Consider the following 23,121-nt stretch of genomic DNA (forward strand, 5'->3'; position numbering starts at 1 on the left):
TGCAACACGAATGATTTAAGCGATCTTTTTATCAAGGAATTTAAATGCAAGCGGCAACTGTTGTGATTAACCGCCGCGCTCTGCGACACAACCTGCAACGTCTGCGTGAACTGGCGCCTGCCAGTAAACTGGTTGCAGTGGTGAAAGCGAACGCTTACGGACACGGTCTTCTTGAGACCGCGCGAACGCTCCCTGATGCCGATGCCTTTGGCGTCGCCCGTCTCGAAGAAGCCTTGCGCCTGCGCGCTGGCGGTATCACGAAACCGGTCCTGCTACTGGAAGGTTTCTTTGATGCGGCCGATCTGCCGGTGATTTCCGCGCAGCAACTGCACACGGCGGTACACAGCCCGGAGCAACTGGAGGCGCTGGAGCAGGCTGAGTTGCCTGAGCCCGTCACCGTCTGGATGAAACTGGACACCGGGATGCATCGCCTGGGCGTCCTGCCGGAACAGGCGGACGCCTTCTGGCAGCGTCTGAGTCAGTGCAAAAATGTGCGCCAGCCGGTCAATATCGTCAGCCACTTTGCGCGGGCGGATGAGCCAGCATGCGGCGCCACCGAACGCCAGCTGGATATTTTCACCACCTTCAGTGAAGACAAGCCCGGCCTGCGTTCCATCGCGGCATCGGGCGGAATTTTGCTGTGGCCGCAGTCGCATTTTGACTGGGTCCGCCCGGGCATCATCCTGTACGGCGTCTCGCCGCTGGATAGCCCCTCCACCGGCGCAGATTTCGGTTGTCAGCCGGTCATGTCGCTGACGTCGAGTCTGATTGCCGTACGCGAACATAAAGCGGGTGAGCCGGTAGGTTATGGCGGGACCTGGGTGAGTGAACGTGATACCCGGTTAGGCGTGGTGGCGATGGGTTACGGCGACGGCTACCCGCGCGCGGCGCCCAGCGGTACGCCGGTGCTGGTTAACGGCCGGGAAGTGCCGATTGTGGGTCGTGTGGCGATGGATATGATTTGCGTCGATCTGGGGCCTGAGGCGCAGGATAAGTCCGGCGACCCGGTGGTGCTGTGGGGAGACGGTCTGCCCGTCGAACGTATTGCCGCACTGACGAATGTGAGTGCTTACGAACTTATTACTCGCCTGACCTCAAGGGTATCGATGAAGTACGTGGATTAAGCGTACGTCGGGTCGATACATTGCGGTTGTGACATCTCCGGCAGCGTTGCGCTGACCGGGGCTGTTGCCTGGAACCGGCGCCGGACCGGCAAGGCGTTTACGCCGCGAGCCGGGAGATTCCCCCTGAGGGCGAGCGAGGGACATGCGATCCTCGCCGACTATCCACCAACTATCCGTCAACATCCTCTCGATCTTCTTCTGCTTCCGGTTTATTGTGTTATGACCTGCCTCTCGTAAACCCGGAGAAACATCACGTGTTTCAAAAAGTTGACGCCTACGCTGGCGATCCTATTCTCTCCTTGATGGAGCGTTTTAAAGAAGATCCGCGTAGTGACAAAGTAAACCTTAGTATCGGCCTCTATTACAACGAAGACGGGATTATCCCGCAGCTACAGGCGGTTGCTGAAGCGGAAGCGCGTCTTAACGCTCAGCCGCACGGCGCCTCGTTGTATCTACCGATGGAAGGGCTGAACGCTTATCGCAACGCGATTGCCCCGCTGTTGTTCGGTGCAGAACACCCGGTGCTGGTGCAAAACCGCGTCGCTTCTATTCAGACGCTGGGCGGTTCCGGTGCCTTGAAAGTGGGCGCCGATTTTCTAAAACGCTACTTCCCGGGGTCTCGCGTTTGGGTCAGCGACCCGACCTGGGAAAACCATATCGCCATATTCGAAGGGGCTGGCTTCGAAGTAAGCACTTACCCTTGGTTTGATAACGAGACCAACGGCGTGCGTTTTGATGCGCTGCTGGCGAAACTGCAGACCCTGCCTGAGCGCGACATCGTGCTGCTGCATCCGTGCTGCCATAACCCGACGGGCGCCGATCTGAATCATGGCCAGTGGGATCTCATTGCCGAGGTGCTGAAGGCGCGCAACCTGATTCCGTTCCTCGATATCGCCTATCAGGGCTTTGGGGCGGGAATGGATGATGATGCTTACGCGATTCGCGCAATCGCCCGCGCTGGCATACCGATGCTGGTCAGCAACTCCTTCTCGAAAATTTTCTCGCTGTACGGCGAGCGCGTGGGCGGCCTGTCGATCGTTTGCGAAGACACCGAAACCGCAAACCGCGTGCTGGGGCAGCTGAAGGCGACCGTCCGACGCAATTACTCCAGCCCGCCGAACTTTGGCGCTCAGGTTGTCGCGACCGTACTGAATGATGCGGAGCTGAAAGCCAGCTGGCTGGCGGAAGTGGAAGAGATGCGTACGCGCATTCTGGCGATGCGCCAGGCGCTGGTGAACGTGCTGAAAGAAGCAGTTCCGGGCGTCAATTTTGACTACCTGCTCAAACAACGTGGGATGTTCAGCTACACCGGCCTGAGCGCGGCGCAGGTTGATCGTCTGCGTGAAGAGTTTGGCGTGTATCTGATTTCCAGCGGCCGGATGTGCGTGGCGGGTCTCAATTCACGTAATGTCCAGCGCGTGGCCCAGGCGTTTTCTGCCGTTATCTAATTCCCTGCGAATATATGTCCTTTCCCGTTGGCGGGAAAGGACTACTCCCTTGCGAAGTGTGATCATTCTCTTTTTCTATGACATCTGAGCAGAAAATTCTTTGCATCGGCGAGGACCGGGGTTAAGGTCATGGTCCAGTAATAAGCAGCCACATTATTAAAAATAATAACGATTCGACGACTTATACGCACCGTCATCCGCACCCGCGCGGTATCGCCGCGGTTGATCCGCCAGCAGGGCGGCAGTTTTCAGGATGACGTTTAAAAGGGATAACTATGCGCAAGATAACTTTGGCCTTTAGCGCCTTCTGCTTACTTTTCACGTTAAATCACGCCGCAATCGCCCTGGCATCTTCACCGTCACAGCTCAATCCAGGCACCAACGTTGCCAGGCTGGCCGAACAGGCGCCGGTTCACTGGGTTTCCGTCGCTCAGATTGAAAACAGCCTGTTGGGGCGTCAGCCGTTTGCCGTCGGTTTTGATATCGACGACACCGTTCTGTTTTCCAGCCCCGGCTTCTGGCGCGGGCAAAAAACCTTCTCTCCCGGCAGCGATGCGTACCTGAAAAAAGCGGAGTTCTGGGAAAAAATGAATAACGGCTGGGACGATTTCAGTATGCCAAAAGAGGTGGCGCGCCAGCTGATTGCGATGCATGTGAAACGCGGCGATAGCATTTACTTCGTCACCGGGCGCAGTCAGACCAAAACGGAAACGGTCTCGAAAACGCTGCAGGATGATTTCCTGATCCCGGCGGCAAATATGAATCCGGTTATTTTCGCCGGCGACCAGCCGGGGCAGAATACAAAAGTCCAATGGCTGAAGGAGAAGAATATTAAGGTCTTCTACGGTGATTCCGATAACGACATCTCTGCCGCGCATGATGCCGGGGCTCGCGGCATTCGCGTACTGCGCGCGTCAAATTCGTCATATAAACCGTTGCCGATGGCCGGAGCGCTGGGTGAAGAAGTGATCGTCAATTCCGAATACTAATTTCACCTGCTGCTGAAATCTGTCACAAACGAAAGCGGTAGCCTGCGGGTTGCCGCTTTTTTGTACGAAAAAGCGCGTGGCAAGGTTTTACCTTTTCGCTTATTGCTGCACACTTAGAAAGATTCATTCGCAACAGGAGTGGTTTATGTGGCATCAACAAACTTTGACGTTAGGCGCAAAATCCCGCGGCTTTCATCTGGTGACCGATGAGATCCTCGGCCAGCTCCACGCGCTGTCGCGCGTCAAAGTCGGTATGTTGCATCTGCTGCTCCAGCACACTTCCGCTTCCCTGACGCTTAACGAAAACTGCGATCCGACCGTCCGCTACGACATGGAGCAGTATTTTCTTAACGCGGTGCCGGACAATGCGCCGTACGAACATGATTATGAAGGTCCTGATGATATGCCGTCGCATATCAAGTCGTCGATGCCTGGCGTCTCCCTGCTGCTGCCGGTGCAGGACGGGCGCGTCAGGCTGGGGACCTGGCAAGGAATCTGGTTAGGGGAACATCGTATTCACGGCGGTTCGCGGCATATCGTTGCGACGCTCACGGGGGAATAACAGATGACCATTTCGGAGTTATTGCTGTACTGCATGGCAAAACCGGGCGCAGAGCAAAGTGTGCACAGCGACTGGAAAGCCACGCAGATTAAAGTGTCGGATGTGCTCTTTGCATTAGTGAAAGAAGTGGAAGACAAGCGGCCAGCGGTGTCGCTGAAAGCCAGCCCGGAGCTTGCCGAACTGCTACGGGAACAGCATGTGGATATCCGACCCAGCAGACATCTGAATAAAGCCCACTGGAGTACGGTCTTTCTGGATGGCTCCTTGCCGGATTCGCAGATTTACTATCTGGTGGACGCCTCTTACCAGCAGGCGGTGCGGCTGCTGTCGGAACCGACCCGACAGCAGCTTGCACGGTGATTAGCTCAGCAAGGGTTTGAGGAAGCGCGCGGTGTGCGAGGCTTCGCACTCTGCAACGGTCTCTGGCGTACCGGAGACGAGGATTTCACCGCCGCCGCTGCCGCCTTCTGGCCCAAGGTCAACGATCCAGTCCGCCGTTTTGATGACATCCAGGTTGTGCTCAATGACCACGATGGTGTTGCCCTGATCGCGCAGCTGGTGCAGCACCTCCAGCAACTGCTGGATATCGGCGAAGTGCAGCCCCGTCGTCGGCTCATCGAGAATATACAGCGTCTGGCCGGTACCGCGTTTTGACAGCTCGCGCGCCAGCTTCACGCGCTGGGCCTCACCGCCGGACAGCGTGGTGGCGGACTGGCCGAGGCGAATATAGGTCAGACCGACATCCATCAGCGTTTGCAGCTTACGCGCCAGCGCCGGAACGGCATCAAAGAACTCGCGCGCTTCTTCAATGGTCATATCCAGCACTTCATGAATGGTCTTGCCTTTGTACTTAATCTCCAGCGTTTCGCGGTTATAGCGCTTGCCTTTGCACTGGTCGCACGGCACATAAATATCCGGCAAGAAGTGCATTTCGACTTTAATCACGCCATCGCCCTGACAGGCTTCGCAGCGACCGCCGCGGACGTTAAAGCTGAAGCGTCCTGGGGTATAGCCGCGTGAGCGCGATTCCGGCACGCCGGCAAACAGTTCGCGTACCGGAGTAAAGACGCCGGTGTAGGTCGCCGGGTTTGAACGCGGCGTACGGCCAATCGGGCTCTGGTCGATATCGATAACCTTATCGAAGTGTTCCAGGCCCTGCACATCGCGGTATGGGGCGGGCTCCACGATGGTCGCGCCGTTGAGCTGACGCTGGGCAATCGGGAACAGCGTATCGTTAATCAGCGTCGATTTACCGGAACCAGATACACCGGTGATGCAGGTAAACAGGCCGACCGGCAGCGTCAGCGTCACATCCTTCAGGTTGTTGCCGCGCGCGCCGGTAAGCTTCAGGACTTTTCCCGGATCGGCAGGCACGCGCTGCTTCGGCACTTCGATCTTGCGTTTGCCGCTCATGTACTGCCCGGTCAGGGATTCCGGCACCGCCATGATCGCGTCCAGCGTCCCTTCAGCCACCACCTGGCCGCCGTGTACCCCGGCGCCTGGGCCGATGTCGATCACGTGGTCGGCGGCGCGGATAGCGTCTTCATCATGCTCGACGACAATCACCGTATTGCCCAGATTACGCAGATGAACCAGCGTGCCGAGCAGGCGTTCGTTATCGCGCTGATGCAGGCCGATGGACGGCTCATCCAGCACGTACATCACGCCGACCAGTCCGGCGCCAATCTGGCTCGCCAGGCGAATACGCTGGGCCTCGCCGCCGGAGAGCGTTTCCGCCGAACGGGAGAGCGTCAGATAGTTCAGGCCGACGTTGACGAGGAATTTCAGGCGATCGCCAATCTCTTTCAGCACTTTTTCGGCAATTTGCGCCCGCTGGCCGGAGAGCTTCAGGTTGTTGAAGAAATCCATCGCGTGGCCAATGCTCATGTCGGAGATGGTGGGCAGCGGCGTATTTTCGACAAATACGTGGCGGGCTTCGCGGCGCAGACGGGTACCGTCACAGCTGGCGCACGGGCGGTTGCTGATAAACTTCGCCAGCTCCTCGCGCACCGCGCTGGATTCCGTCTCTTTGTAGCGGCGTTCCATATTGTGCAGCACGCCTTCGAACGGGTGACGGCGTACTGACGTATCGCCACGGTCGTTCATGTATTTGAATTCAATATTCTCTTTACCTGAGCCGTACAAAATGACCTTCTGCACGTCGGCGGTCAGGGTGCCCCACGGCGCCTCGATATCGAACTGATAATGCTCCGCCAGCGACTTCAGCATCTGGAAGTAGTAGAAGTTACGCCGATCCCAGCCGCGAATGGCGCCGCCCGCCAGCGACAGCTCGGCATTCTGGATAACCCTGTCGGGATCGAAGTACTGCTGAACGCCCAGACCGTCACAGGTCGGGCAGGCGCCTGCCGGGTTGTTGAACGAAAACAGGCGAGGCTCCAGCTCACGCATGCTGTAGCCGCAAATCGGGCAGGCGAAATTGGCGGAGAACAGCAGCTCTTCCGCTTTTTCATCGTCCATATTGGCGACAACGGCGGTACCGCCGGAAAGATCCAGCGCGGTTTCAAAGGATTCGGCCAGACGTTGGGACAGATCGTCACGCACCTTGAAGCGATCGATCACCACTTCAATGGTGTGTTTCTTTTGCAGTTCCAGCTTCGGCGGATCGGAAAGATCGCAGACCTCGCCGTCGATCCTCGCGCGGATATAGCCCTGGCTGGCGAGGTTCTCCAGCGTTTTGGTGTGCTCGCCTTTACGTTCTTTAATGATCGGCGCCAGCAGCATCAGGCGCTGACCTTCCGGTTGTGAGAGCACATTGTCGACCATCTGGCTGACGGTCTGAGCAGCCAGAGGAACATCATGGTCCGGGCAGCGCGGCTCGCCGACGCGCGCGTACAGCAGGCGCAGATAGTCGTGAATTTCGGTAATGGTCCCAACCGTAGAACGCGGGTTATGCGACGTTGATTTCTGTTCAATGGAAATCGCCGGCGACAGCCCTTCGATATGATCGACGTCCGGCTTCTCCATTAGCGACAGAAACTGACGCGCATAGGCGGAGAGCGATTCAACGTAGCGACGTTGTCCTTCGGCATACAGTGTGTCGAAAGCCAATGAGGATTTGCCTGACCCTGACAGCCCGGTGACGACAATCAGTTTGTCGCGTGGGATGACGAGGTTGATGTTTTTGAGATTATGGGTGCGGGCGCCCCGAACTTCGATCTTATCCATTCACCTTTCCCGGTAGATACGCGGATAGCCTGGTTTGTTAGAAGGACAAACGGCAGAAACGGCTAATTATGACACAATTTAACCTGTTTGAATATACAGTATTGGAATGCATTTTCCTGCGGGGTATGCAAAAATGTCGTGCCGCGAGAGTTATCTGGAACATACTTCCCAGCTATCAACATAGCGCCTGGAAATGGTACACTCGCGCGTTTACACTATTAAGAAATGCATTCAGGAGACACAAACATGGCCAGCAGAGGCGTAAACAAGGTGATTCTCGTCGGTAATCTGGGCCAGGACCCGGAAGTACGCTACATGCCGAGTGGTGGCGCAGTTGCCAACATTACGCTGGCTACTTCCGAATCCTGGCGTGATAAAGCGACCGGTGAGATGAAAGAGCAGACCGAATGGCACCGCGTTGTGCTGTTCGGCAAACTGGCGGAAGTGGCCGGCGAGTATCTGCGTAAAGGTTCTCAGGTCTATATTGAAGGCCAGTTGCGCACCCGTAAATGGACTGACCAATCCGGTCAGGAAAAATACACCACCGAGATCGTGGTTAACGTTGGCGGCACGATGCAAATGCTCGGCGGTCGTCAGCAGGGCGCGGGCGCTCCGGCAGGCGGCGGTCAGGCGCAGGGCGGTTGGGGTCAGCCTCAGCAGCCGCAGGGCGGCAACCAGTTTAGCGGCGGCGCGCAGTCTCGTCCGCAGCAGCAGGCACCGGCAGCCCCTTCTAACGAACCACCGATGGATTTCGATGACGATATCCCGTTCTAAGGTTATCCTTAGACGCTGCGGTTAAAGCATAAGAAAAAGCCCCGTTTTGGACTGACCCCATGAAGTTGGACAGTTTACATTAAGAAGCGGCTTTCAGGGCCTGGGTTCGGTATTTTACCGGACTCAGGCTTTTTTATGTCTGCGCGCTCCGCGTATCCTGCAATGTGATAGCGCCTCACGGCGTGGCGGGAGCGGTCCGTTCCCCGACAGCCGCATAAGCGGAACCGGCAAATAGCAGGGCGGTAAGCCAGGCAAAGCTGGCGCTAGCGGGTTATTGAAATGAGAGGCTATTCATGGGGAGATGCTCCGCAGATGCATCCTTTTATTTTAGCCAATTCCGGAGGGTTAGCCTGTTCATTTCCCCGGCCGCGCGGGAGCGGAGCCATTTCAGTTTACTATCCGGGCAACCGGGTAAATATGCGCAAATAACGTCATGGGGTGAGGGTGAGTCGTCGTATGCCGTTTATTATGGCCGCTATTTCAATTATCCGCTTTTTAAAATTCATTATATGGTGTGAGGCTGATATTCTGTTACTTCCCGGGGAATCTATGAGGCTGTTTTCCTCGAAAGTATTCGTTAATGATAAATATCATCATATTAAGGTTTATAATATTTCAACCTACAGCCATACACAGTGGGAAGCCCTGAGGGAAAGGCCATCCTGTCCCTATGATTTCGGGGCCACCACGATCGAGGGTTGCTGTTATCAGCCGCATTGTGCGATTAAGCATTGTCCTGGTAGTTTCACGCACCACGCGTTCTGCTAGCGCGGCTTGCGCTACCCATTATTATTTTCGCAAATAAAATAGGGGGTATTTGTTGACATAAACACCCATGAACCCTGTTTTATCTTTAAGATTTTGATAATGAATCGATCTTCTTTACTGATCTCTGTAAAGAACGGCGGCATAATCTCATCGAACCTCTCAGGTAGTGCTGTAGCACTCGAGCGAACATTAGTACTGCTACTTCTGAAAATATAAATATTATTTTTGTTTTTTACATAGGTTATATATTTTCTGATGCTGATATTATCTTTTGAATTTCCTGAGTTACCATTGAATGTCATTAACCCATCACCATCACTGGCAAAGAAAGTGACAGAGAAAGAAAATTCCTCATCACCGTTGACGATTGAAAAAGCGGACGTACAGCTAATGCTTTCACCGTCATCAGATGAACTTATGTAATAAACTGTCAGGCTTATCGTAATAATAATTAAAGCATATGCAATAGCTTTTTTTATCTTTCGTGTTTTCATATTGAGTTATTTTAAGTAATAAGATGAAGTACAGAATGATTTTTTATTAGATGTTATTGGGTATCGACAGGAGATCAGTGAAGTCCTGCTCGATGGGTAATGATTCGTTATATAAATAGTCTGTCCATTTGAGCAGGTGATGTTATGCTCTTTAAGGAAGTTAATATAGTATTCATCAAACCTTAGATCATCGTTTCTAAATATCTTGCAACTGTTGATCGTCGTGAGCAGCGTATATGACGAGAAAGGTGAATCGGTTGTGGCTGACTGATTAATGTAGAGATGCAGCAGAATAATCAACAGACTTGCAATACCAGCAACAATCCATCCTGTCTTTCGGCTTCTCACTGCGCCGATGATTCCCGTTGACAGGACATCGTCTTTGTCTTGTGTCGTCGGCGGGTCGGCGTGAAGTTGCTGGCTCCCTTCATGATGAGTGTCGTCTACTTCCGTCACAACCCCGTTCATCTGATTTATTTCGGGAACCACGCTATCCCTCTGTGGAGGACTCCCGGGACTGTCAATCAGGATATTCGCTTCATCAGCAATCATGAAACCCCGTTTAGGGATTGTTTGAATCAGTGTTCCATTCACATTGAAGTGATTTAAAGACTTGCGCAACAAAGAGATGTTTTGATATAGAGTATTCGGCGTAACACTCATTCCTCTTTCTCCCCACGCATTTTGCAGCAGCTCTGCCTGGGTGACAATTCTGCCCTGATTTTTTATTAACAAATCAAAGCAAAGGCTTGCTGGTATTGCCAGAGTCATGCGTTCATTACTTTTTATGGAATGGAGAGTATGCGCTTCTGAGTTAAATCGCAGCGTGTTCTCGATAACGTAAATAGTAGCCATATATGATTTCTTATTGTGAGAATAGTTACCACTGTGCCATTTATCTGGGATTTGATGAGGCGATACTAGCACCAAAGAGTAAACCTGACATTCACTCATAACTAAGAATAATCTCAATCCCTGAATGAGGTTTTTCTAAACTGATTTTTATTTGTTAAATTTACTGTCTATTCTCATGATTATCAATGGCTTGAGTTTTAACAAATGTTCAACAAATGTGATTTTTTTGTCCTTCATAACTTTATGAGTAATAAATTCTGCTTATTAAGCTTACTATTTGTGCATGAAACGTGGCAGCGTTACCGTAACAAAAATAATAGTGATGTTTTGTCACTGCTCATAAAAGAAAAGTAAAAAAGCAGGGGCCAACGTCATTATTGATGTTGCGTCTGTCAACGGATGAGTTCAAGCAGGCTCAATGGAATGGAGGTTCTGTTATCATGGCTGTCTTAATCGTAACAGATAATTATTTCTATATGCAGGGTCTGGCCTGTGTGGCTGATGATGATTGCAACATCGCCTGGGTCGATAACATTGACAATGAGTATGCGCACCAGCAGTGTCAGGCGTTGAGCGCTGAAGATTACGTCATTATTCATTTTGCACAGATAGATAAAATGCTTTGTTCGTATCAATATTATTTGTCGAACAGTCCGGCGAAAGTGATTGTGGCACCCGATGCCAAATTTGTCAGTGATGTTTCTGACATTAATAATATCTGCTTTCTGTCTTCTGATGCGAGTGTTAAAACGGTTGCAAGCATCCTTAAATTAAAAAAGTTTAAAGCCAGGAAAAGAAAACTCACGGTTCGTGAAGAGAAGATAATGTCATTAATGATTATTGGTAACTTACTTAATGATATTTCTGAAATTCTTGGTCTGAGTATCAAGACAGTGAGCTTACATAAAAGCAATACCAGCAATAAAGTCGGGTTGCTAAATAACAACAACATAACCATGTTTGCTTTAATGCGTTTTATCTTGCCGGCATCAGGCGCCGACATGATTCTTATTTAATATTGTATCACTGGCAGTGCGGTTGCGTTTTATTCTTGCGGGAATTTAGTGAGTTTTATCGGTTTTATTCAACTTTTGCATTTAAGAACATCCGGTTCTTAAGGGTAATGGCTCCATAAAAAACTATGGAACAGCACGGGCGATAACAAGCCTATTATTTTTATCAGGTGATGAAATATGAAATTGAAAATGTTAGCAGCAGCTCTTGTGACGACTTTCTGTGTGGGTGCTGTTCAGGCCGCAGACGTTACGGCTCAGGCCGTCGCAACCTGGTCGGCAACGGCAAAAAAAGACACCACCAGCAAACTGGTTGTGACTCCTCTGGGTAGCCTTGCTTTCCAGTATGCGGAAGGGATTAAAGGTTTTAACTCCCAGAAAGGTCTGTTTGATGTTGCGATTGAAGGAGATGCGACTGCGACAGCATTTAAACTGACCTCCCGTCTGATTACCAATACCCTGACCCAGCTGGACACTTCCGGTTCGACGCTGAATGTCGGCGTGGATTATAACGGCGTTGCCGTCGAAAAATCGGCTAATACCGTGATGATCGACACGGAGAACGGCATTCTGGGCGGCAACCTTAGCGCGCTGTCTAATGGCTACAACCAGACTGGCCGCGCTACCGCCCAGGATGGTTTTAACTTCTCTATCATCAGCGGCACCACCAATGGTACGACCGCAGTGACCGATTACAGCACGCTGCCGGAAGGGATCTGGAGCGGTGACGTCAGCGTCCAGTTCGACGCGACCTGGACCAGCTGATTTCTCTGTCGCACGAGCAGGGGATTCCCCCTGCTTTCTTCCACGGACCGAATCCATATGAAAAACCGCATCCTGGCTATCAGCCTGTATTTTTGCGCCATCATGCCGGCCCTGGCACTGGATGTTGGCGATATTTCTTCATTTATGAACAGCGACGCCAGCGTGCTCAGTAAAGAGATTAAAAACACCACCGATAGCGGACGTTTAATCAATATCCATGTTGAACGCCTCTCCTCACCGCTTGAAGGCGGCAGCGTGATTCCGATGGACCGTCAGGACGAAGTGCTGCTGACGCCAGCCAGCCTGCTACTGCCCGCGAAGAGTAGCGATGTCATCCGCTTTTTCTATAAGGGGCCGGCGGATAATAAAGAACGCTACTACCGCATTGTCTGGTTCGATCAGGCATTGAGCGATGCGCAGCGCGATAGCGCCAGGCGCAGTGCGGTTGCTACCGCATCGGCCCGTATCGGCACCATCCTGGTCGTTGCCCCGCGTAAGGCTAATTACCGCTATCAGTATGCCAACGGAACGCTGGTGAATACCGGCAACGCCACGCTGCGCATCCTGGCGTACGGCCCCTGCCTGAAGCCCGCAGATGGCAAAGAATGCAAAGAGAATTATTACCTCATGCCCGGCAAAGAGCGCCGTTTCACCCGCGTGAATGTTGCCGATAAAAAGGGGCGGGTCGCACTCTGGCAGGGCGAGCAGTTTGTTCCCGTAAAATAACAATTGTGCTGATGGAATCAGGGTATGCCTTTACGACGGATTTCACCTGAGCTGAAAACGCTCCTTGCCTGCGGTATGGCCATTTTGACTCTTCCACTTAGTGTGAATGCCGCGCCTCAGCAGGTGCAGCAAATTGGCGGCGTGGTGATTCCTCAGGCATTCAGCCAGGCGCTACAGGATGGAATGAGTATCCCGCTGTTTCTTCACCTGGAAGGCAGTGCGGGTACCGGGGACGACCAGCGTCTTGGCAGTGCGTTTATCTGGCTGGATGCCGGTACGCTGCGCATCCGTCATATTCAACTGGAAGAGCGCGGCGACAACGCCAGCGTCAGTGAACAAACCCGAAAAACGCTGACTGAACTGGCGAATACGCCCTTCAACAGCGATTTACACATCACGCTCACCCGCGATGCGCAGCTGCAGCTCAGTCTGCGGCAGCTGCTGCTGCAACTGGTGGTGAAACGAGAAGCGCTGGGAACCGTCCTGCGCTCACGCAGTGAAGATATCGGCCAGTCCAGCGTTAACAGCCTCAGCAGCAGTCTGAACTATAACCTCGGCGTGTATAACAACCAGATGCGTAACGGTGGCAACAGTACCTCCAGCTATCTGTCGTTGAACAGCGTCAGCTCGCTGCGCGAGCACCATATCGTGTTGGACGGTTCGCTCTACGGCACCGGAACCAGCAATCAGGATAGCGAAATTTATAAGGCCATGTATGAGCGTGATTTCGCCGGGCATCGCTTTGCCGGCGGGATGCTGGATACGTGGAATTTACAGTCGCTTGGGCCGATGACCGCCATTTCCGCGGGCAAAATCTACGGCGCATCCTGGGGAAACCAGGCCAGCTCAACGGTGTTTGATAATTCACAATCGGTCACGCCGATCGTGGCTTTTTTGCCTGCCGCGGGGGAGGTGCATTTATCGCGCGACGGGCGTCTGCTGAGCGTCCAGAACTTTGTGATGGGTAACCACGAAGTGGACACCCGGGGGCTGCCATACGGTATTTATGATGTGGACGTTGAGGTTATCGTCAATGGCCGGGTGGTCAGTAAGCGCACCCAGCGGGTGAACAAACTGTTCAGTCGCGGACGCGGAGCGGGCGCACCGCTGGCCTGGCAGGTGTGGGGCGGCAGCTTTCATATGGATAGCTGGTCTGAGAGCGGTAAAAAGACCAAACCGGCGAAAGAGAGCTGGCTGGCGGGCCTGTCGACGTCCGGCTCCGTGGGCACGCTCAGCTGGGCAGCAACCGGCTACGGTTACGATAGCAATGCCGTCGGCGAGACGCGTCTGACCGTCCCGCTGACCGAGTCTGTCAACGTTAACCTGCAAAATATGCTGGCCAGCGATAGCTCCTGGAGCAGCATTGGCAGCATCAGCGCTTCGTTGCCCGGTGGTTTCAGCACCATATGGCTTAACCAGGAAAAAACCATTATTGGTGCCAGGTTACGCCGCAGCGACGCCGACAACCGGGCGATTGGCGGAACCCTTAACCTGAACCCGCTGTGGTCAAAGCTGGGGACCTTTAGCATTAGCTACAACGATGACCGTCGCTATAACAGCCATTACTACACCGCGGATTATTATCAGACTCTCTTTAGCGGCGCTTTCGGCTCGCTGGGTCTGCGTGCCGGTATTCAGCGCTTTAATAATGGCGGCGGCGAGAGCAGTAGCAGTACCGGGAAGTATGTCGCGCTCGACTTCTCACTCCCGCTGGGCAACTGGTTCAGCGCCGGTATGACCCACCAGAACGGTTACACCATGGCAAACCTGTCCGCCCGTAAACAGTTTGATGAGGGCGTGGTACGTACCCTTGGGGCCAATATTTCGCGGGCGATCTCCGGTGATACCGGTAATGACAAAACGCTGAGCGGCGGAGCCTATACCCAGTTTGATACCCGCTATGCCAATGGCACGCTCAATATTAACAGCGGCGCTGACGGCTATGTGAATACCAACCTGACCGCCAGCGGTAGCGCCGGCTGGCAGGGGAGGAATATTGCCGCCAGCGGCCGCACCGACGGCAACGCTGGCGTGATTTTTAACACCGATCTCGATGATGACGGCAAGCTGAGCGCCAGGGTCAACGGACGGGTCGTCCAGCTTACCGGCAAACGCAACTATCTGCCGCTTTCACCGTACAGCCGTTATGAAGTCGAGCTGCAAAACAGTAAGAACTCACTCGACAGCTACGACATTGTCAGCAACCGCAAGAGCAGTCTGACGCTCTACCCGGGCAACGTGGCGGTGATCGAACCGGAGGTGAAACAGATGGTGACCGTTTCCGGGCGCATCCGCGCCGAAGACGGCACGTTGCTGGCTAATGCGCACATCAATAACCATATTGGCCGGACTCGTACCGATAACACGGGAGGATTCGTGATGGACGTGGATAAAAAATACCCCACCATCGATTTTACCTACGGCAATAACCAAAGCTGTGAAGTCGGGCTTGAGTTGAGTCAGGCGCGCGGGGCGGTATGGGTCGGCGATGTCGTCTGTACGGGTCTGAAAACTTACGCCAGCGCGCAGCAGGCAGGAGAAGGTCATGAAAGCTAAGTGGTTCCCGTTGGTTTGCCTGTTTATCGTCGCGCTGTGTGCGCCGCGGGCAGAAGCGGCGGTAACGAAAACAACCTGGGCGGACGCGGCAGCGGTGCAGTTTGTTTTTGTGGAAAACAACTCCGATGATAACTTTTTCGCCACGCCGGGCGGCGTGCTGGATCCGCGCATGACTGGCGCCAGTCGTTGGACCGGACTGAAATACAACGGTAGCGGCACTATCTATCAGCAGAGTCTGGGCTATATCGATAACGGCTTTAACACCGGGCTGAATGCCAACTGGAAGTTTGACATGTGGCTGGAAAATTCGCCGGTGTCGAATCCCCTGAGCGGCCTGCGCTGCATCAACTGGTACGCCGGCTGCGATATGGCGACCAGTCTGATTTTGCCTCAGGTCACGGATGCAAACGGCTTTTACGGTGTGACGGTGACCCCCGGCGGACAAAAATGGATGCACGGCATGATGTCGGACGCTTTCTACCAGTATCTACAGCAGATGCCAGTTGGCGGCAGCATGTCGATGACGATCAACGCCTGCCAGACCTCCATCTCCTACGATGCAAGCAGCGGGGCGCGCTGCAAAGATCAGGCCTCCGGCGCCTGGTACGTGCGTAAAGTGACCCATACTAAAGCAGCAAACTTAAAGCTTGTTAACACCCATTCGCTGACCGAAGTGTTTATCAATAGCGATGGGGTCCCGACGCTGGGTGAGGGCAGCTCGAACTGTCGCGCGCAGACGATTGGTAGCCGTAGCGGCCTGAGCTGCAAGATGGTTAACTATGCCTTGCAGCATAATGGACTGAGCAACACCTCGATTCATATTTTCCCGGCGATTAACAACACTTCGCTGACATCGGCGGTGAATATCTATGATATGCAGTTCAGCCTCAATGGTAACAACTGGAAGCCGGTCAGCGGCAATGCCTACTACTATACGTTTAACGAGCTGAAAGCCTCGGATTCGGTCTACATCTTCTTTTCCAGCAACTTCTTTAAGCAGATGGTGGCGCTGGGCATCAGTGATATTAATACCAAGGATCTGTTTAACTTCCGCTTCCAGAACACCACCTCGCCGGAGTCCGGCTGGTACGAATTTTCCACCTCCAACTCGCTGATTATCAAACCGCGTGATTTCAGCATCAGCATTATTTCCGATGAGTACATCAGCTCGCCGTCGCGCGAAGGGTATGTCGGCGCGGGACAGCCTTCTCTGGATTTTGGCTATATCGTCACCACCAGCGGCAAAACCGCCGCCGATGAAGTCTTGATCAAAGTCACTGGCCCGTCGCAGTCGATCGCCGGGCGTTCATACTGCCTGTTCAGTTCGCCGGACGGGGCGACAAAAGTGCCTTTCCCGGCGCTGCTGACGTTTACCACCCGCAGCGGAACGAGCAAAAATTATGACGCCGGCTGTGATGACCGCTGGCGCGATATGACGGATGCGCTGTGGCTGACGACGCCGTGGACGGATGCCTCCGGCGATATTGGCGTGATGAACAAGACGACGGTGAAATTTTCTATACCGATGAACGACAATATTTCGTTAAGAACGGTAGATGACGATGGTTGGTTTGGTGAAGTGAGCGCTTCAGGAGAGATTCATGTTCAGGCGACATGGCGCAATATTAATTAACCTGCTCCGGGCCGTCGCGTGGTTGCTGCTTCTGGGTCTGCCAACGGCGGGCAGGGCGATTTCCGTCGGCAATTTAACCTTTTCGCTGGGCGCAGAGGAGAGCTTTGTCGCCAAACGGGTACTGAATAACAACCCGAGCGCGCGGCTTTATCAGGTTTCGGTCGTCGGAATAGACCGACCGGGGAGTCACGAGGTCCGCTCTCGTCCGGCTGATGGCGAGCTGCTCTTTGCCCCGCGTCAGCTCACCCTGCAGGCCGGGCAAGGGGAATATTTTAAATTCTATTATCATGGCCCGCAGGATAATCGTGAGCGCTATTACCGGGTGTCGTTTCGTGAAATTCCTACCCGAAACCGCATTGGCCGCACTGCGGCCGGCGGGTCTGTCGGTATTGATCCGGTGGTGGTGATGGACACGATTCTGGTGGTACGCCCGCGGCAGGTGCAGTTCAAATGGGCCTTCGATCGGCAGGCGGGAAGCGTCAGCAACAGCGGCAATACCTGGTTTAAACTGCTGATCAAGCCGGGATGTGATGCAACGGAAGAAGAGGGCGAGGCCTGGTACCTACGGCCTGGAGAGGTGGTTCGCCAGGCGGCGCTGCGCCAGCCTGGGAATAAATATATTATCTATAATGATAAATTTATTAAAATATCAAAGGATTGCGAGTAGCATTTGCCGGTAAATGAAAAAGCCTCCCGTGGGAAGCTTTTAGCGTATCAGGTCATGACCATCGGCCATTCTGTCGGCGTCTGACTCATGACTTCGATCATGACGTCTTTGATATTGCCCCAGATTTTGGCGATATCCAGCAACGTGATCCCCAATAAGCCGGTGGCGAACCAGCAGGCCGCAACCAGACCGAGGCCGCTACAAATAACGGCTAAACCGGCATACTCACTTTTACGTAGCTGAATGTTCATCGAACTGGCCAAAAACATCAGAACCGCGCTCACCAGCGGCCAGCGCAAAAGTATGACACTGGTAGTTATGGAAGCCATCAACCTCATCCTCAAAGAAAATCGGGTGCCTTTGACAACCTGGTGAGACTGACGATGACGTGGCGCTCTGGCTATCTACGGGCAATCAGGGGAATAATGAAACATTGTTCTTGTTTCATTATGTTGTGTGAACTATATCACATTTGCTGTTTTATTCACCAGTCAAAAATGTGCGTTTTTAGCGGTTTTTAATGCCATATCTTTATTGTGGGTAATAATGGAATGTTCATTTGCCGTGACGTCAAACAGGTAGCCGGGGCTTCCCGGCGTGTGATTTCTTTTTTGTGCTCGTTATCTGCGGCTTTGATTACTTATTCTTACAGATCGTACGGATAAACCGAATCAGAGAACGGCTCTTTCTTATAATGCGGAGAATGTTTCTTGATTCCCTGCGCAATCAGTATTATTCATCATTATTGATAATGGGGTTTTTACATCAAATGGCGGGTTACTGAAAATAGTCTCTGTTGTATAACAACGAGTGTGATCTTTTACCGTGATAAGGTATGTCGCATGGATAAAAAACGGAAATGAATCGTCGCACACTGCGTAACGCGTTGAGAATACTGGGAATGACGCTGGTGGTTCTGCTCCCCATTGTGCTGGCGCTGTGGTTTGCGCAAATCAGAGCAAAAGCAGAAACCTCCGACCGGCTGCATGCATTTTCACAGCTGGCGCTGCAGAAAACGGAAATGGTGGTTGATGAGGCCGATCGCGCGCGCGAAAAAGCCTTGCAGTTTAAAGGGACAATATGCTCTCCCGGACATCAGCAATATATGTTGTCTATTGTTCGCAGCCTGCTTTATATCGATGATTTAATTTATGCCGACGGTACGCGTTTGTTTTGCTCAACTGCGGTCCGCACCGATAGCGCATGGCGTATTCCTGCGGCGAATTATACAAAAAAGCCGGACATCGCTATCTACTACTATCGCGACACGCCTTTCTATCCCGGCTTTGCGATGAACTATATGCAGCGCGGGCACTACATTGCGGTGATTAATCCGCTCTCCTACAGTTCGTTAATATCGAGCGATAAAGATTTATCCTACGGCTTGTACGATACAAAAACCTATCAGTTTTTCTCCACCAGTAAAAATGCCGACACTCCGGCACTGCATGGCCTGATTCGTCAGGAAGATGCCTTTTTCCGGCAGGGTAACCGGGTGTACACCGTGGCCCATTCCGCCATTCGCCCGATCGCCGTGATTATGTCTACCCCGTACGCCAGCTATTACCAGAGCTTTTATGATCAGGTGACGCTCACCCTCCCGCTGGGGGGCGTTTGCAGCATTCTGATTTTACTGGTGTGGTCGCGCAGCCGACAGCAATACCATTCGCCGCGCAATATGCTGCAGCGCGCGCTCAACCGGCGTCAGCTGTGCCTGCATTATCAGCCGATAATCGATATCGAAAATAACCTCTGCGTCGGAGCCGAAGCGCTGCTGCGCTGGCCGGGATTTGACGGACCGGTGATGACCCCGGCGGAGTTTATTCCGCTGGCGGAAAATGAAGGGATGATTGCGCAGGTCACCGATTACGTGGTGGATGAGTTGTTCTCCGGGCTTGGCGAATTTTTGGCCGCACATCCACATCTGTATATTGCGATTAACCTGTCGGCCACCGATTTCCACTCTTCGCGGCTTATTAGCCAAATCACTGAAAAGGCGCGGAATTACGCGGTGAATAGCCATCAAATTAAAATTGAAGTCACCGAGCGCGGATTTATTGACGTACAGAAAATTATGCCGGTCATCCAGGCATTCCGCGAAGCCGGGTATGAAATTGCCATCGATGACTTCGGTACCGGCTATTCTAATCTGCAGAATCTCCACTCGCTTAATGTAGACATTCTGAAGATCGATAAATCGTTTATCGACACGCTCACCACCAACAGTGCCAGCTACACGATCGCCGAGCATATTATTGAAATGGCTCACAGCCTGCGCTTAAAGACCATTGCCGAAGGCGTCGAAACCGCGGATCAGGTCAACTGGCTGCGAAAGCGCGGGGTCCGGTATTGTCAGGGCTGGTACTTTGCGAAAGCGATGCCGCCGCAGGAGTTCAGGCAGTGGCTGGCCAACGCGCCTGGGCTGCTCAGCCCTTGTATGTGAACGCTCAGGCGGAAATTTGATGGCGATAATCGCTGGGGGTACGATCGAACTCCCGGCGAAATACCCGTGAGAACGTCTGCTGCGACACATAGCCCAGATCCATCGCAATATCAAAGATCGGCCGCTGGGTCGTGCGGAGTGCCTCCGCCGCCAGCAGCAGCCGCCGCTGGCGGATGTAATCGCCCAGCGTTTGATGCATCACGGCGCGGAACATCCGCTGGAGGTACCATTTTGAATACCCCGATTTTCTGGCGACTACATCAATGTTAAGTGGTTGATCGATATGTTCATCAATCCATTCAATAAGCGTTTGGATAATATCCTGATGGGACATAAAGCGGCCTCTCTCAATTCTCGATTCGTCGTTTTGTCTGCGGGCGAGTATAATTCCTCAAGTTAACTTGAGGCAAAGCGCTTTTATGGAAAAGAAATCCCCCCGTATGAAAATGCTGTTGACCCCCGGCGAGGTGGCAAAACGAACCGGCGTGGCCGTCTCTGCCCTGCATTTCTATGAAAGCAAAGGGTTAATCCACAGCCAGCGTAATGCCGGTAATCAGCGGCGCTATCGCCGCGATGTGCTGCGCGCGGTGGCGATCATTAAGATCGCTCAGCGAATCGGCATTCCGCTGTCGACCATTGGCGATGCGTTTGGCGTGTTGCCGGAAGGGCATAACCTCAGCGCGAAGGAGTGGAAGCAGCTCTCATCGCAGTGGCGGGAAGAGCTTGATCGGCGTATTCATACCTTGACGGCGCTGCGCGACCAGCTTGATGGCTGTATCGGCTGCGGCTGTCTGTCGCGACGCGACTGCCCGCTGCGCAACCCGGGAGATAAGCTGGGTGAAGAGGGGACCGGCGCGCGACTGCTGGAGGATGATGTATAAAACTAAAGCGCCACAACAGGGCGCTTTAGTTGTTTTCCGGTCTTTGTCTTTAACATTATCCTGATGGTTCGCAGGAGGGTTTCCCCCGACATCGGCTCCCCTCGGTATTGCGCAAGATGTTGATGGAGGTTCCGGATTGCGCCGACAATTTAATTGTGGCACAGCCCGGCGTTTTCACCCGTTTATTTTGGCGAAATTTTTCCGCTAACCACCGTCAGTTCCTGTCGTGAATTTGAACGAATAACCGGAGAACCGTCCATACTGACGGTACACCCTCCCAATCCATTGCGATCCCAGCGCGTGCGGTGGGCGTTTGAAGAACGCCAGCTGCCTTATCGTATTGTCAGCTACCCGTAGTGAGGCAGTGATTTTTGTGATGACCGCAGTGAATTGCTATCAGCGCAATACAAAAATGTTACCTGATTGCGCATGGACGATAACGTTTGCGCATCGACTGGTTATTTGATGAACGCCATAAGCAAAATTTAGCGAATTAACACAAACTTCAGTTGAAAAGGCGCGTCTAAAGGCTGGATAATCGTTTGCTTTTGTATTTTGCTCATTATTTACCCCGCTTGGGGGGAGCAAATGCATTCTGACCACCGTATTGTATGTTGTATGCGCGGAGTTAAACGTTTGCTTTTTGCAGCCCCCCTGGCGCTGTGAGAGAGCACAAGGAGATCGCGTTTAACTGGCAGTGGATGGTCCACCACGCATACGGACGAACGATTAAAATTTTCAGGGGAAGTTTTCTATGTCTACGCCTTCAGCGCGTACCGGCGGTTCGTTAGACGCCTGGTTTAAAATTTCAGCTCGTGGCAGCTCCGTGCGTCAGGAGATTGTTGCCGGTTTAACCACCTTCCTGGCGATGGTGTACTCGGTCATTGTGGTCCCGGGCATGTTGGGTAAAGCCGGGTTCCCTCCGGCAGCCGTGTTCGTCTCCACGTGTCTGGTCGCCGGCGTAGGCTCTCTGGTGATGGGGCTGTGGGCAAACCTGCCGCTGGCCATCGGCTGCGCTATTTCGCTGACCGCGTTCACCGCCTTCAGCCTGGTGCTGGGCCAGCACATCAGTATTCCGGTTGCGCTGGGCGCCGTGTTCCTGATGGGCGTGCTGTTCACCGTTATCTCCGCCACCGGTATTCGTAGCTGGATCCTGCGCAATTTACCGCAGGGCGTTGCGCACGGCACCGGGATAGGTATCGGCCTGTTTCTGCTGCTGATCGCCGCCAACAGCGTGGGCCTGGTGATTAAAAACCCGCTGGACGGTTTGCCGGTCGCGCTGGGTCACTTCAACAGCTTCCCGGTGATTATGTCGCTGGTGGGGCTGGCGGTGATCATTGGCCTGGAAAAAATGAAAGTGCCGGGCGGTATTCTGCTGACCATTATCGGCGTGTCGATCGTGGGGCTGATTTTTGACCCGAACGTCCATTTCTCCGGTATTTTCGCGATGCCGTCGCTGAGCGACGACAAAGGCAACTCGCTGATTGGCAGCCTCGATATCATCGGCGCGCTGAACCCGGTGATTCTGCCAAGCGTGCTGGCGCTGGTGATGACGGCGGTATTTGATGCCACCGGCACCATTCGCGCCGTAGCGGGGCAGGCAAACCTGCTGGATAAAGACGGGCAGATTATCAACGGCGGTAAAGCCTTGACCACCGACTCCCTGAGCAGCGTCTTCTCCGGCGTCGTCGGGGCGGCGCCGGCGGCGGTGTATATCGAATCGGCGGCGGGGACTGCGGCGGGCGGTAAAACCGGCCTCACCGCGGTGACCGTTGGCGTGCTGTTCCTGCTGATTCTGTTCCTCTCTCCGCTCTCTTATCTGGTGCCTGCGTATGCCACGGCGCCTGCGCTGATGTATGTCGGTCTGCTGATGCTGAGCAACGTGGCGAAAATCGACTTTAACGATTTCGTCGATGCGATGGCCGGGCTTATCACCGCGGTCTTTATCGTGCTGACCTGTAACATCGTCACCGGCATCATGATCGGCTTTGCCACCCTGGTGATTGGCCGACTGGTCTCCGGCGAGTGGCGTAAGCTGAACGTGGGGACCGTCATCATCGCGGCCGCGCTGGTTATCTTCTACGCCGGCGGTTGGGCCATTTAAGCTTTTCTTGCGCATCGCGGGCGGCTCAGGCCGCCCGTTTTATTTTTAAGCCACATCCTGTTTCCTTTTGCGTTAATCTGAGTAGCGTATTATCCAGAGACATGACGCCTCCGGTGTATACCCGTCATACTTC

21 protein-coding genes are annotated in these 23,121 nt (G+C 53.5%); 16 read left to right on the forward strand and 5 right to left on the reverse strand.

Translation table 11 applies throughout. From position 1 onward, the window contains the following. Positions 1-44: 44 nt before the first annotated feature. From alr to FNY10_RS15865, 5 genes are all read left to right on the forward strand, one after another. A complete protein-coding gene (alr, locus tag FNY10_RS15845) occupies positions 45-1,124 on the forward strand; it encodes an alanine racemase (protein WP_131049860.1) in 1,080 nt (359 codons plus the stop codon). 254 nt (positions 1,125-1,378) lie between these two features. Beyond that, positions 1,379-2,572 carry an aromatic amino acid transaminase gene (tyrB, locus tag FNY10_RS15850; protein WP_160702541.1) on the forward strand — a complete coding sequence of 398 codons (1,194 nt, stop codon included), beginning with the start codon at positions 1,379-1,381 and terminating at the stop codon, positions 2,570-2,572. Between the two features lie 275 nt (positions 2,573-2,847). Continuing rightward, positions 2,848-3,561 (forward strand): acid phosphatase AphA, encoded by a 714-nt coding sequence (aphA, locus tag FNY10_RS15855; protein WP_131049862.1) that lies wholly within the window; start codon positions 2,848-2,850, stop codon positions 3,559-3,561. A gap of 145 nt (positions 3,562-3,706) precedes the next feature. Next, positions 3,707-4,123: a secondary thiamine-phosphate synthase enzyme YjbQ gene (locus tag FNY10_RS15860; RefSeq protein WP_131049863.1), complete on the forward strand. Its 417-nt coding sequence runs from the start codon at positions 3,707-3,709 to the stop codon at positions 4,121-4,123. A gap of 3 nt (positions 4,124-4,126) precedes the next feature. Then, positions 4,127-4,483, forward strand: coding sequence for an MmcQ/YjbR family DNA-binding protein (locus tag FNY10_RS15865; protein ID WP_100685314.1), 357 nt, complete (start codon positions 4,127-4,129; stop codon positions 4,481-4,483). Here FNY10_RS15865 and uvrA read toward each other — a convergent pair whose 3' ends face one another. Next, complete coding sequence (uvrA, locus tag FNY10_RS15870) at positions 4,484-7,309, reverse strand: excinuclease ABC subunit UvrA (protein ID WP_141965606.1); 2,826 nt, start codon at positions 7,307-7,309, stop codon at positions 4,484-4,486. A gap of 246 nt (positions 7,310-7,555) precedes the next feature. On the opposite strand from uvrA, the gene ssb1 reads away from it, so the two are divergent. Further along, positions 7,556-8,083 (forward strand): single-stranded DNA-binding protein SSB1, encoded by a 528-nt coding sequence (gene ssb1, locus FNY10_RS15875; protein WP_100685316.1) that lies wholly within the window; start codon positions 7,556-7,558, stop codon positions 8,081-8,083. 456 nt (positions 8,084-8,539) lie between these two features. Further along, the gene (locus FNY10_RS27015; RefSeq protein WP_227699448.1) at positions 8,540-8,851 is read left to right on the forward strand and encodes an anti-adapter protein iraM; all 312 of its coding nucleotides are present in this window, start codon (positions 8,540-8,542) and stop codon (positions 8,849-8,851) included. Positions 8,852-8,862: 11 nt separating this feature from the next. Here FNY10_RS27015 and FNY10_RS27020 read toward each other — a convergent pair whose 3' ends face one another. Further along, a complete protein-coding gene (locus FNY10_RS27020; RefSeq protein WP_227699443.1) occupies positions 8,863-9,345 on the reverse strand; it encodes a hypothetical protein in 483 nt (160 codons plus the stop codon). Between the two features lie 6 nt (positions 9,346-9,351). After that, complete coding sequence (locus FNY10_RS15885; protein WP_131049866.1) at positions 9,352-10,200, reverse strand: winged helix-turn-helix domain-containing protein; 849 nt, start codon at positions 10,198-10,200, stop codon at positions 9,352-9,354. Between the two features lie 440 nt (positions 10,201-10,640). On the opposite strand from FNY10_RS15885, the gene FNY10_RS15890 reads away from it, so the two are divergent. The 6 genes from FNY10_RS15890 to FNY10_RS15915 all read left to right on the forward strand — a co-directional run bounded on the left by FNY10_RS15890 (position 10,641) and on the right by FNY10_RS15915 (position 17,560). Beyond that, entirely contained in the window at positions 10,641-11,216 is a 576-nt protein-coding gene (locus FNY10_RS15890; protein ID WP_131049867.1) for a LuxR C-terminal-related transcriptional regulator, read from the forward strand. A 177-nt stretch (positions 11,217-11,393) separates the two neighbouring features. Then, positions 11,394-11,978 (forward strand): common pilus major fimbrillin subunit EcpA, encoded by a 585-nt coding sequence (gene ecpA, locus FNY10_RS15895; RefSeq protein ID WP_100685319.1) that lies wholly within the window; start codon positions 11,394-11,396, stop codon positions 11,976-11,978. 57 nt (positions 11,979-12,035) lie between these two features. Next, a complete protein-coding gene (locus FNY10_RS15900; protein ID WP_131049868.1) occupies positions 12,036-12,704 on the forward strand; it encodes a hypothetical protein in 669 nt (222 codons plus the stop codon). Between the two features lie 24 nt (positions 12,705-12,728). Further along, complete coding sequence (locus FNY10_RS15905; RefSeq protein WP_131049869.1) at positions 12,729-15,260, forward strand: fimbrial biogenesis outer membrane usher protein; 2,532 nt, start codon at positions 12,729-12,731, stop codon at positions 15,258-15,260. Then, positions 15,250-16,893, forward strand: a complete 1,644-nt coding sequence (ecpD, locus tag FNY10_RS15910; protein WP_160702539.1) for a fimbrial adhesin EcpD — start codon at positions 15,250-15,252, stop codon at positions 16,891-16,893. Before FNY10_RS15905 ends, ecpD begins: the two co-directional genes overlap by 11 nt. Beyond that, positions 16,862-17,560 (forward strand): fimbria/pilus periplasmic chaperone, encoded by a 699-nt coding sequence (locus FNY10_RS15915; protein ID WP_160702537.1) that lies wholly within the window; start codon positions 16,862-16,864, stop codon positions 17,558-17,560. The genes ecpD and FNY10_RS15915 overlap by 32 nt, the downstream gene beginning before the upstream one ends. A gap of 47 nt (positions 17,561-17,607) precedes the next feature. Here the strand turns inward: FNY10_RS15915 and FNY10_RS15920 are convergent, their stop codons facing one another. Then, positions 17,608-17,889 (reverse strand): YjcB family protein, encoded by a 282-nt coding sequence (locus FNY10_RS15920; RefSeq protein WP_131049872.1) that lies wholly within the window; start codon positions 17,887-17,889, stop codon positions 17,608-17,610. A gap of 530 nt (positions 17,890-18,419) precedes the next feature. Here FNY10_RS15920 and FNY10_RS15925 point away from each other — a divergent pair. After that, on the forward strand, positions 18,420-20,003 hold the full coding sequence (locus FNY10_RS15925; protein ID WP_131049873.1) for an EAL domain-containing protein: 1,584 nt from the start codon (positions 18,420-18,422) through the stop codon (positions 20,001-20,003). 4 nt (positions 20,004-20,007) lie between these two features. Here the strand turns inward: FNY10_RS15925 and soxS are convergent, their stop codons facing one another. Beyond that, the gene (soxS, locus tag FNY10_RS15930) at positions 20,008-20,337 is read right to left on the reverse strand and encodes a superoxide response transcriptional regulator SoxS (protein ID WP_004856516.1); all 330 of its coding nucleotides are present in this window, start codon (positions 20,335-20,337) and stop codon (positions 20,008-20,010) included. A gap of 85 nt (positions 20,338-20,422) precedes the next feature. On the opposite strand from soxS, the gene soxR reads away from it, so the two are divergent. Then, complete coding sequence (soxR, locus tag FNY10_RS15935; RefSeq protein ID WP_100685326.1) at positions 20,423-20,884, forward strand: redox-sensitive transcriptional activator SoxR; 462 nt, start codon at positions 20,423-20,425, stop codon at positions 20,882-20,884. A gap of 754 nt (positions 20,885-21,638) precedes the next feature. Beyond that, positions 21,639-22,988, forward strand: coding sequence for an NCS2 family permease (locus FNY10_RS15940; protein ID WP_100685327.1), 1,350 nt, complete (start codon positions 21,639-21,641; stop codon positions 22,986-22,988). Positions 22,989-23,121 lie beyond the last annotated feature (133 nt).

Origin of the sequence: Klebsiella sp. Lac1 (genome assembly GCF_009825425.1) — a bacterium.
GTDB classification, from domain to species: Bacteria; Pseudomonadota; Gammaproteobacteria; order Enterobacterales; family Enterobacteriaceae; genus Klebsiella; species Klebsiella electrica.

Bases quoted from the DNA above. Each gene is read 5' to 3' on its own strand.
- FNY10_RS15920 (WP_131049872.1), bottom strand. From the start codon at position 17,889: ATGGCTTCCATAACTACCAGTGTCATACTTTTGCGCTGGCCGCTGGTG.
- soxR (WP_100685326.1), top strand. From the start codon at position 20,423: ATGGAAAAGAAATCCCCCCGTATGAAAATGCTGTTGACCCCCGGCGAG.
- FNY10_RS15890 (WP_131049867.1), top strand. From the start codon at position 10,641: ATGGCTGTCTTAATCGTAACAGATAATTATTTCTATATGCAGGGTCTG.
- FNY10_RS15860 (WP_131049863.1), top strand. From the start codon at position 3,707: ATGTGGCATCAACAAACTTTGACGTTAGGCGCAAAATCCCGCGGCTTT.
- FNY10_RS15940 (WP_100685327.1), top strand. From the start codon at position 21,639: ATGTCTACGCCTTCAGCGCGTACCGGCGGTTCGTTAGACGCCTGGTTT.
- FNY10_RS27015 (WP_227699448.1), top strand. From the start codon at position 8,540: ATGCCGTTTATTATGGCCGCTATTTCAATTATCCGCTTTTTAAAATTC.
- FNY10_RS27020 (WP_227699443.1), bottom strand. From the start codon at position 9,345: ATGAAAACACGAAAGATAAAAAAAGCTATTGCATATGCTTTAATTATT.
- FNY10_RS15925 (WP_131049873.1), top strand. From the start codon at position 18,420: ATGAATCGTCGCACACTGCGTAACGCGTTGAGAATACTGGGAATGACG.
- ecpD (WP_160702539.1), top strand. From the start codon at position 15,250: ATGAAAGCTAAGTGGTTCCCGTTGGTTTGCCTGTTTATCGTCGCGCTG.
- uvrA (WP_141965606.1), bottom strand. From the start codon at position 7,309: ATGGATAAGATCGAAGTTCGGGGCGCCCGCACCCATAATCTCAAAAAC.
- aphA (WP_131049862.1), top strand. From the start codon at position 2,848: ATGCGCAAGATAACTTTGGCCTTTAGCGCCTTCTGCTTACTTTTCACG.
- alr (WP_131049860.1), top strand. From the start codon at position 45: ATGCAAGCGGCAACTGTTGTGATTAACCGCCGCGCTCTGCGACACAAC.
- ecpA (WP_100685319.1), top strand. From the start codon at position 11,394: ATGAAATTGAAAATGTTAGCAGCAGCTCTTGTGACGACTTTCTGTGTG.
- ssb1 (WP_100685316.1), top strand. From the start codon at position 7,556: ATGGCCAGCAGAGGCGTAAACAAGGTGATTCTCGTCGGTAATCTGGGC.
- FNY10_RS15900 (WP_131049868.1), top strand. From the start codon at position 12,036: ATGAAAAACCGCATCCTGGCTATCAGCCTGTATTTTTGCGCCATCATG.
- soxS (WP_004856516.1), bottom strand. From the start codon at position 20,337: ATGTCCCATCAGGATATTATCCAAACGCTTATTGAATGGATTGATGAA.
- FNY10_RS15915 (WP_160702537.1), top strand. From the start codon at position 16,862: ATGTTCAGGCGACATGGCGCAATATTAATTAACCTGCTCCGGGCCGTC.
- FNY10_RS15885 (WP_131049866.1), bottom strand. From the start codon at position 10,200: ATGGCTACTATTTACGTTATCGAGAACACGCTGCGATTTAACTCAGAA.
- FNY10_RS15905 (WP_131049869.1), top strand. From the start codon at position 12,729: ATGCCTTTACGACGGATTTCACCTGAGCTGAAAACGCTCCTTGCCTGC.
- FNY10_RS15865 (WP_100685314.1), top strand. From the start codon at position 4,127: ATGACCATTTCGGAGTTATTGCTGTACTGCATGGCAAAACCGGGCGCA.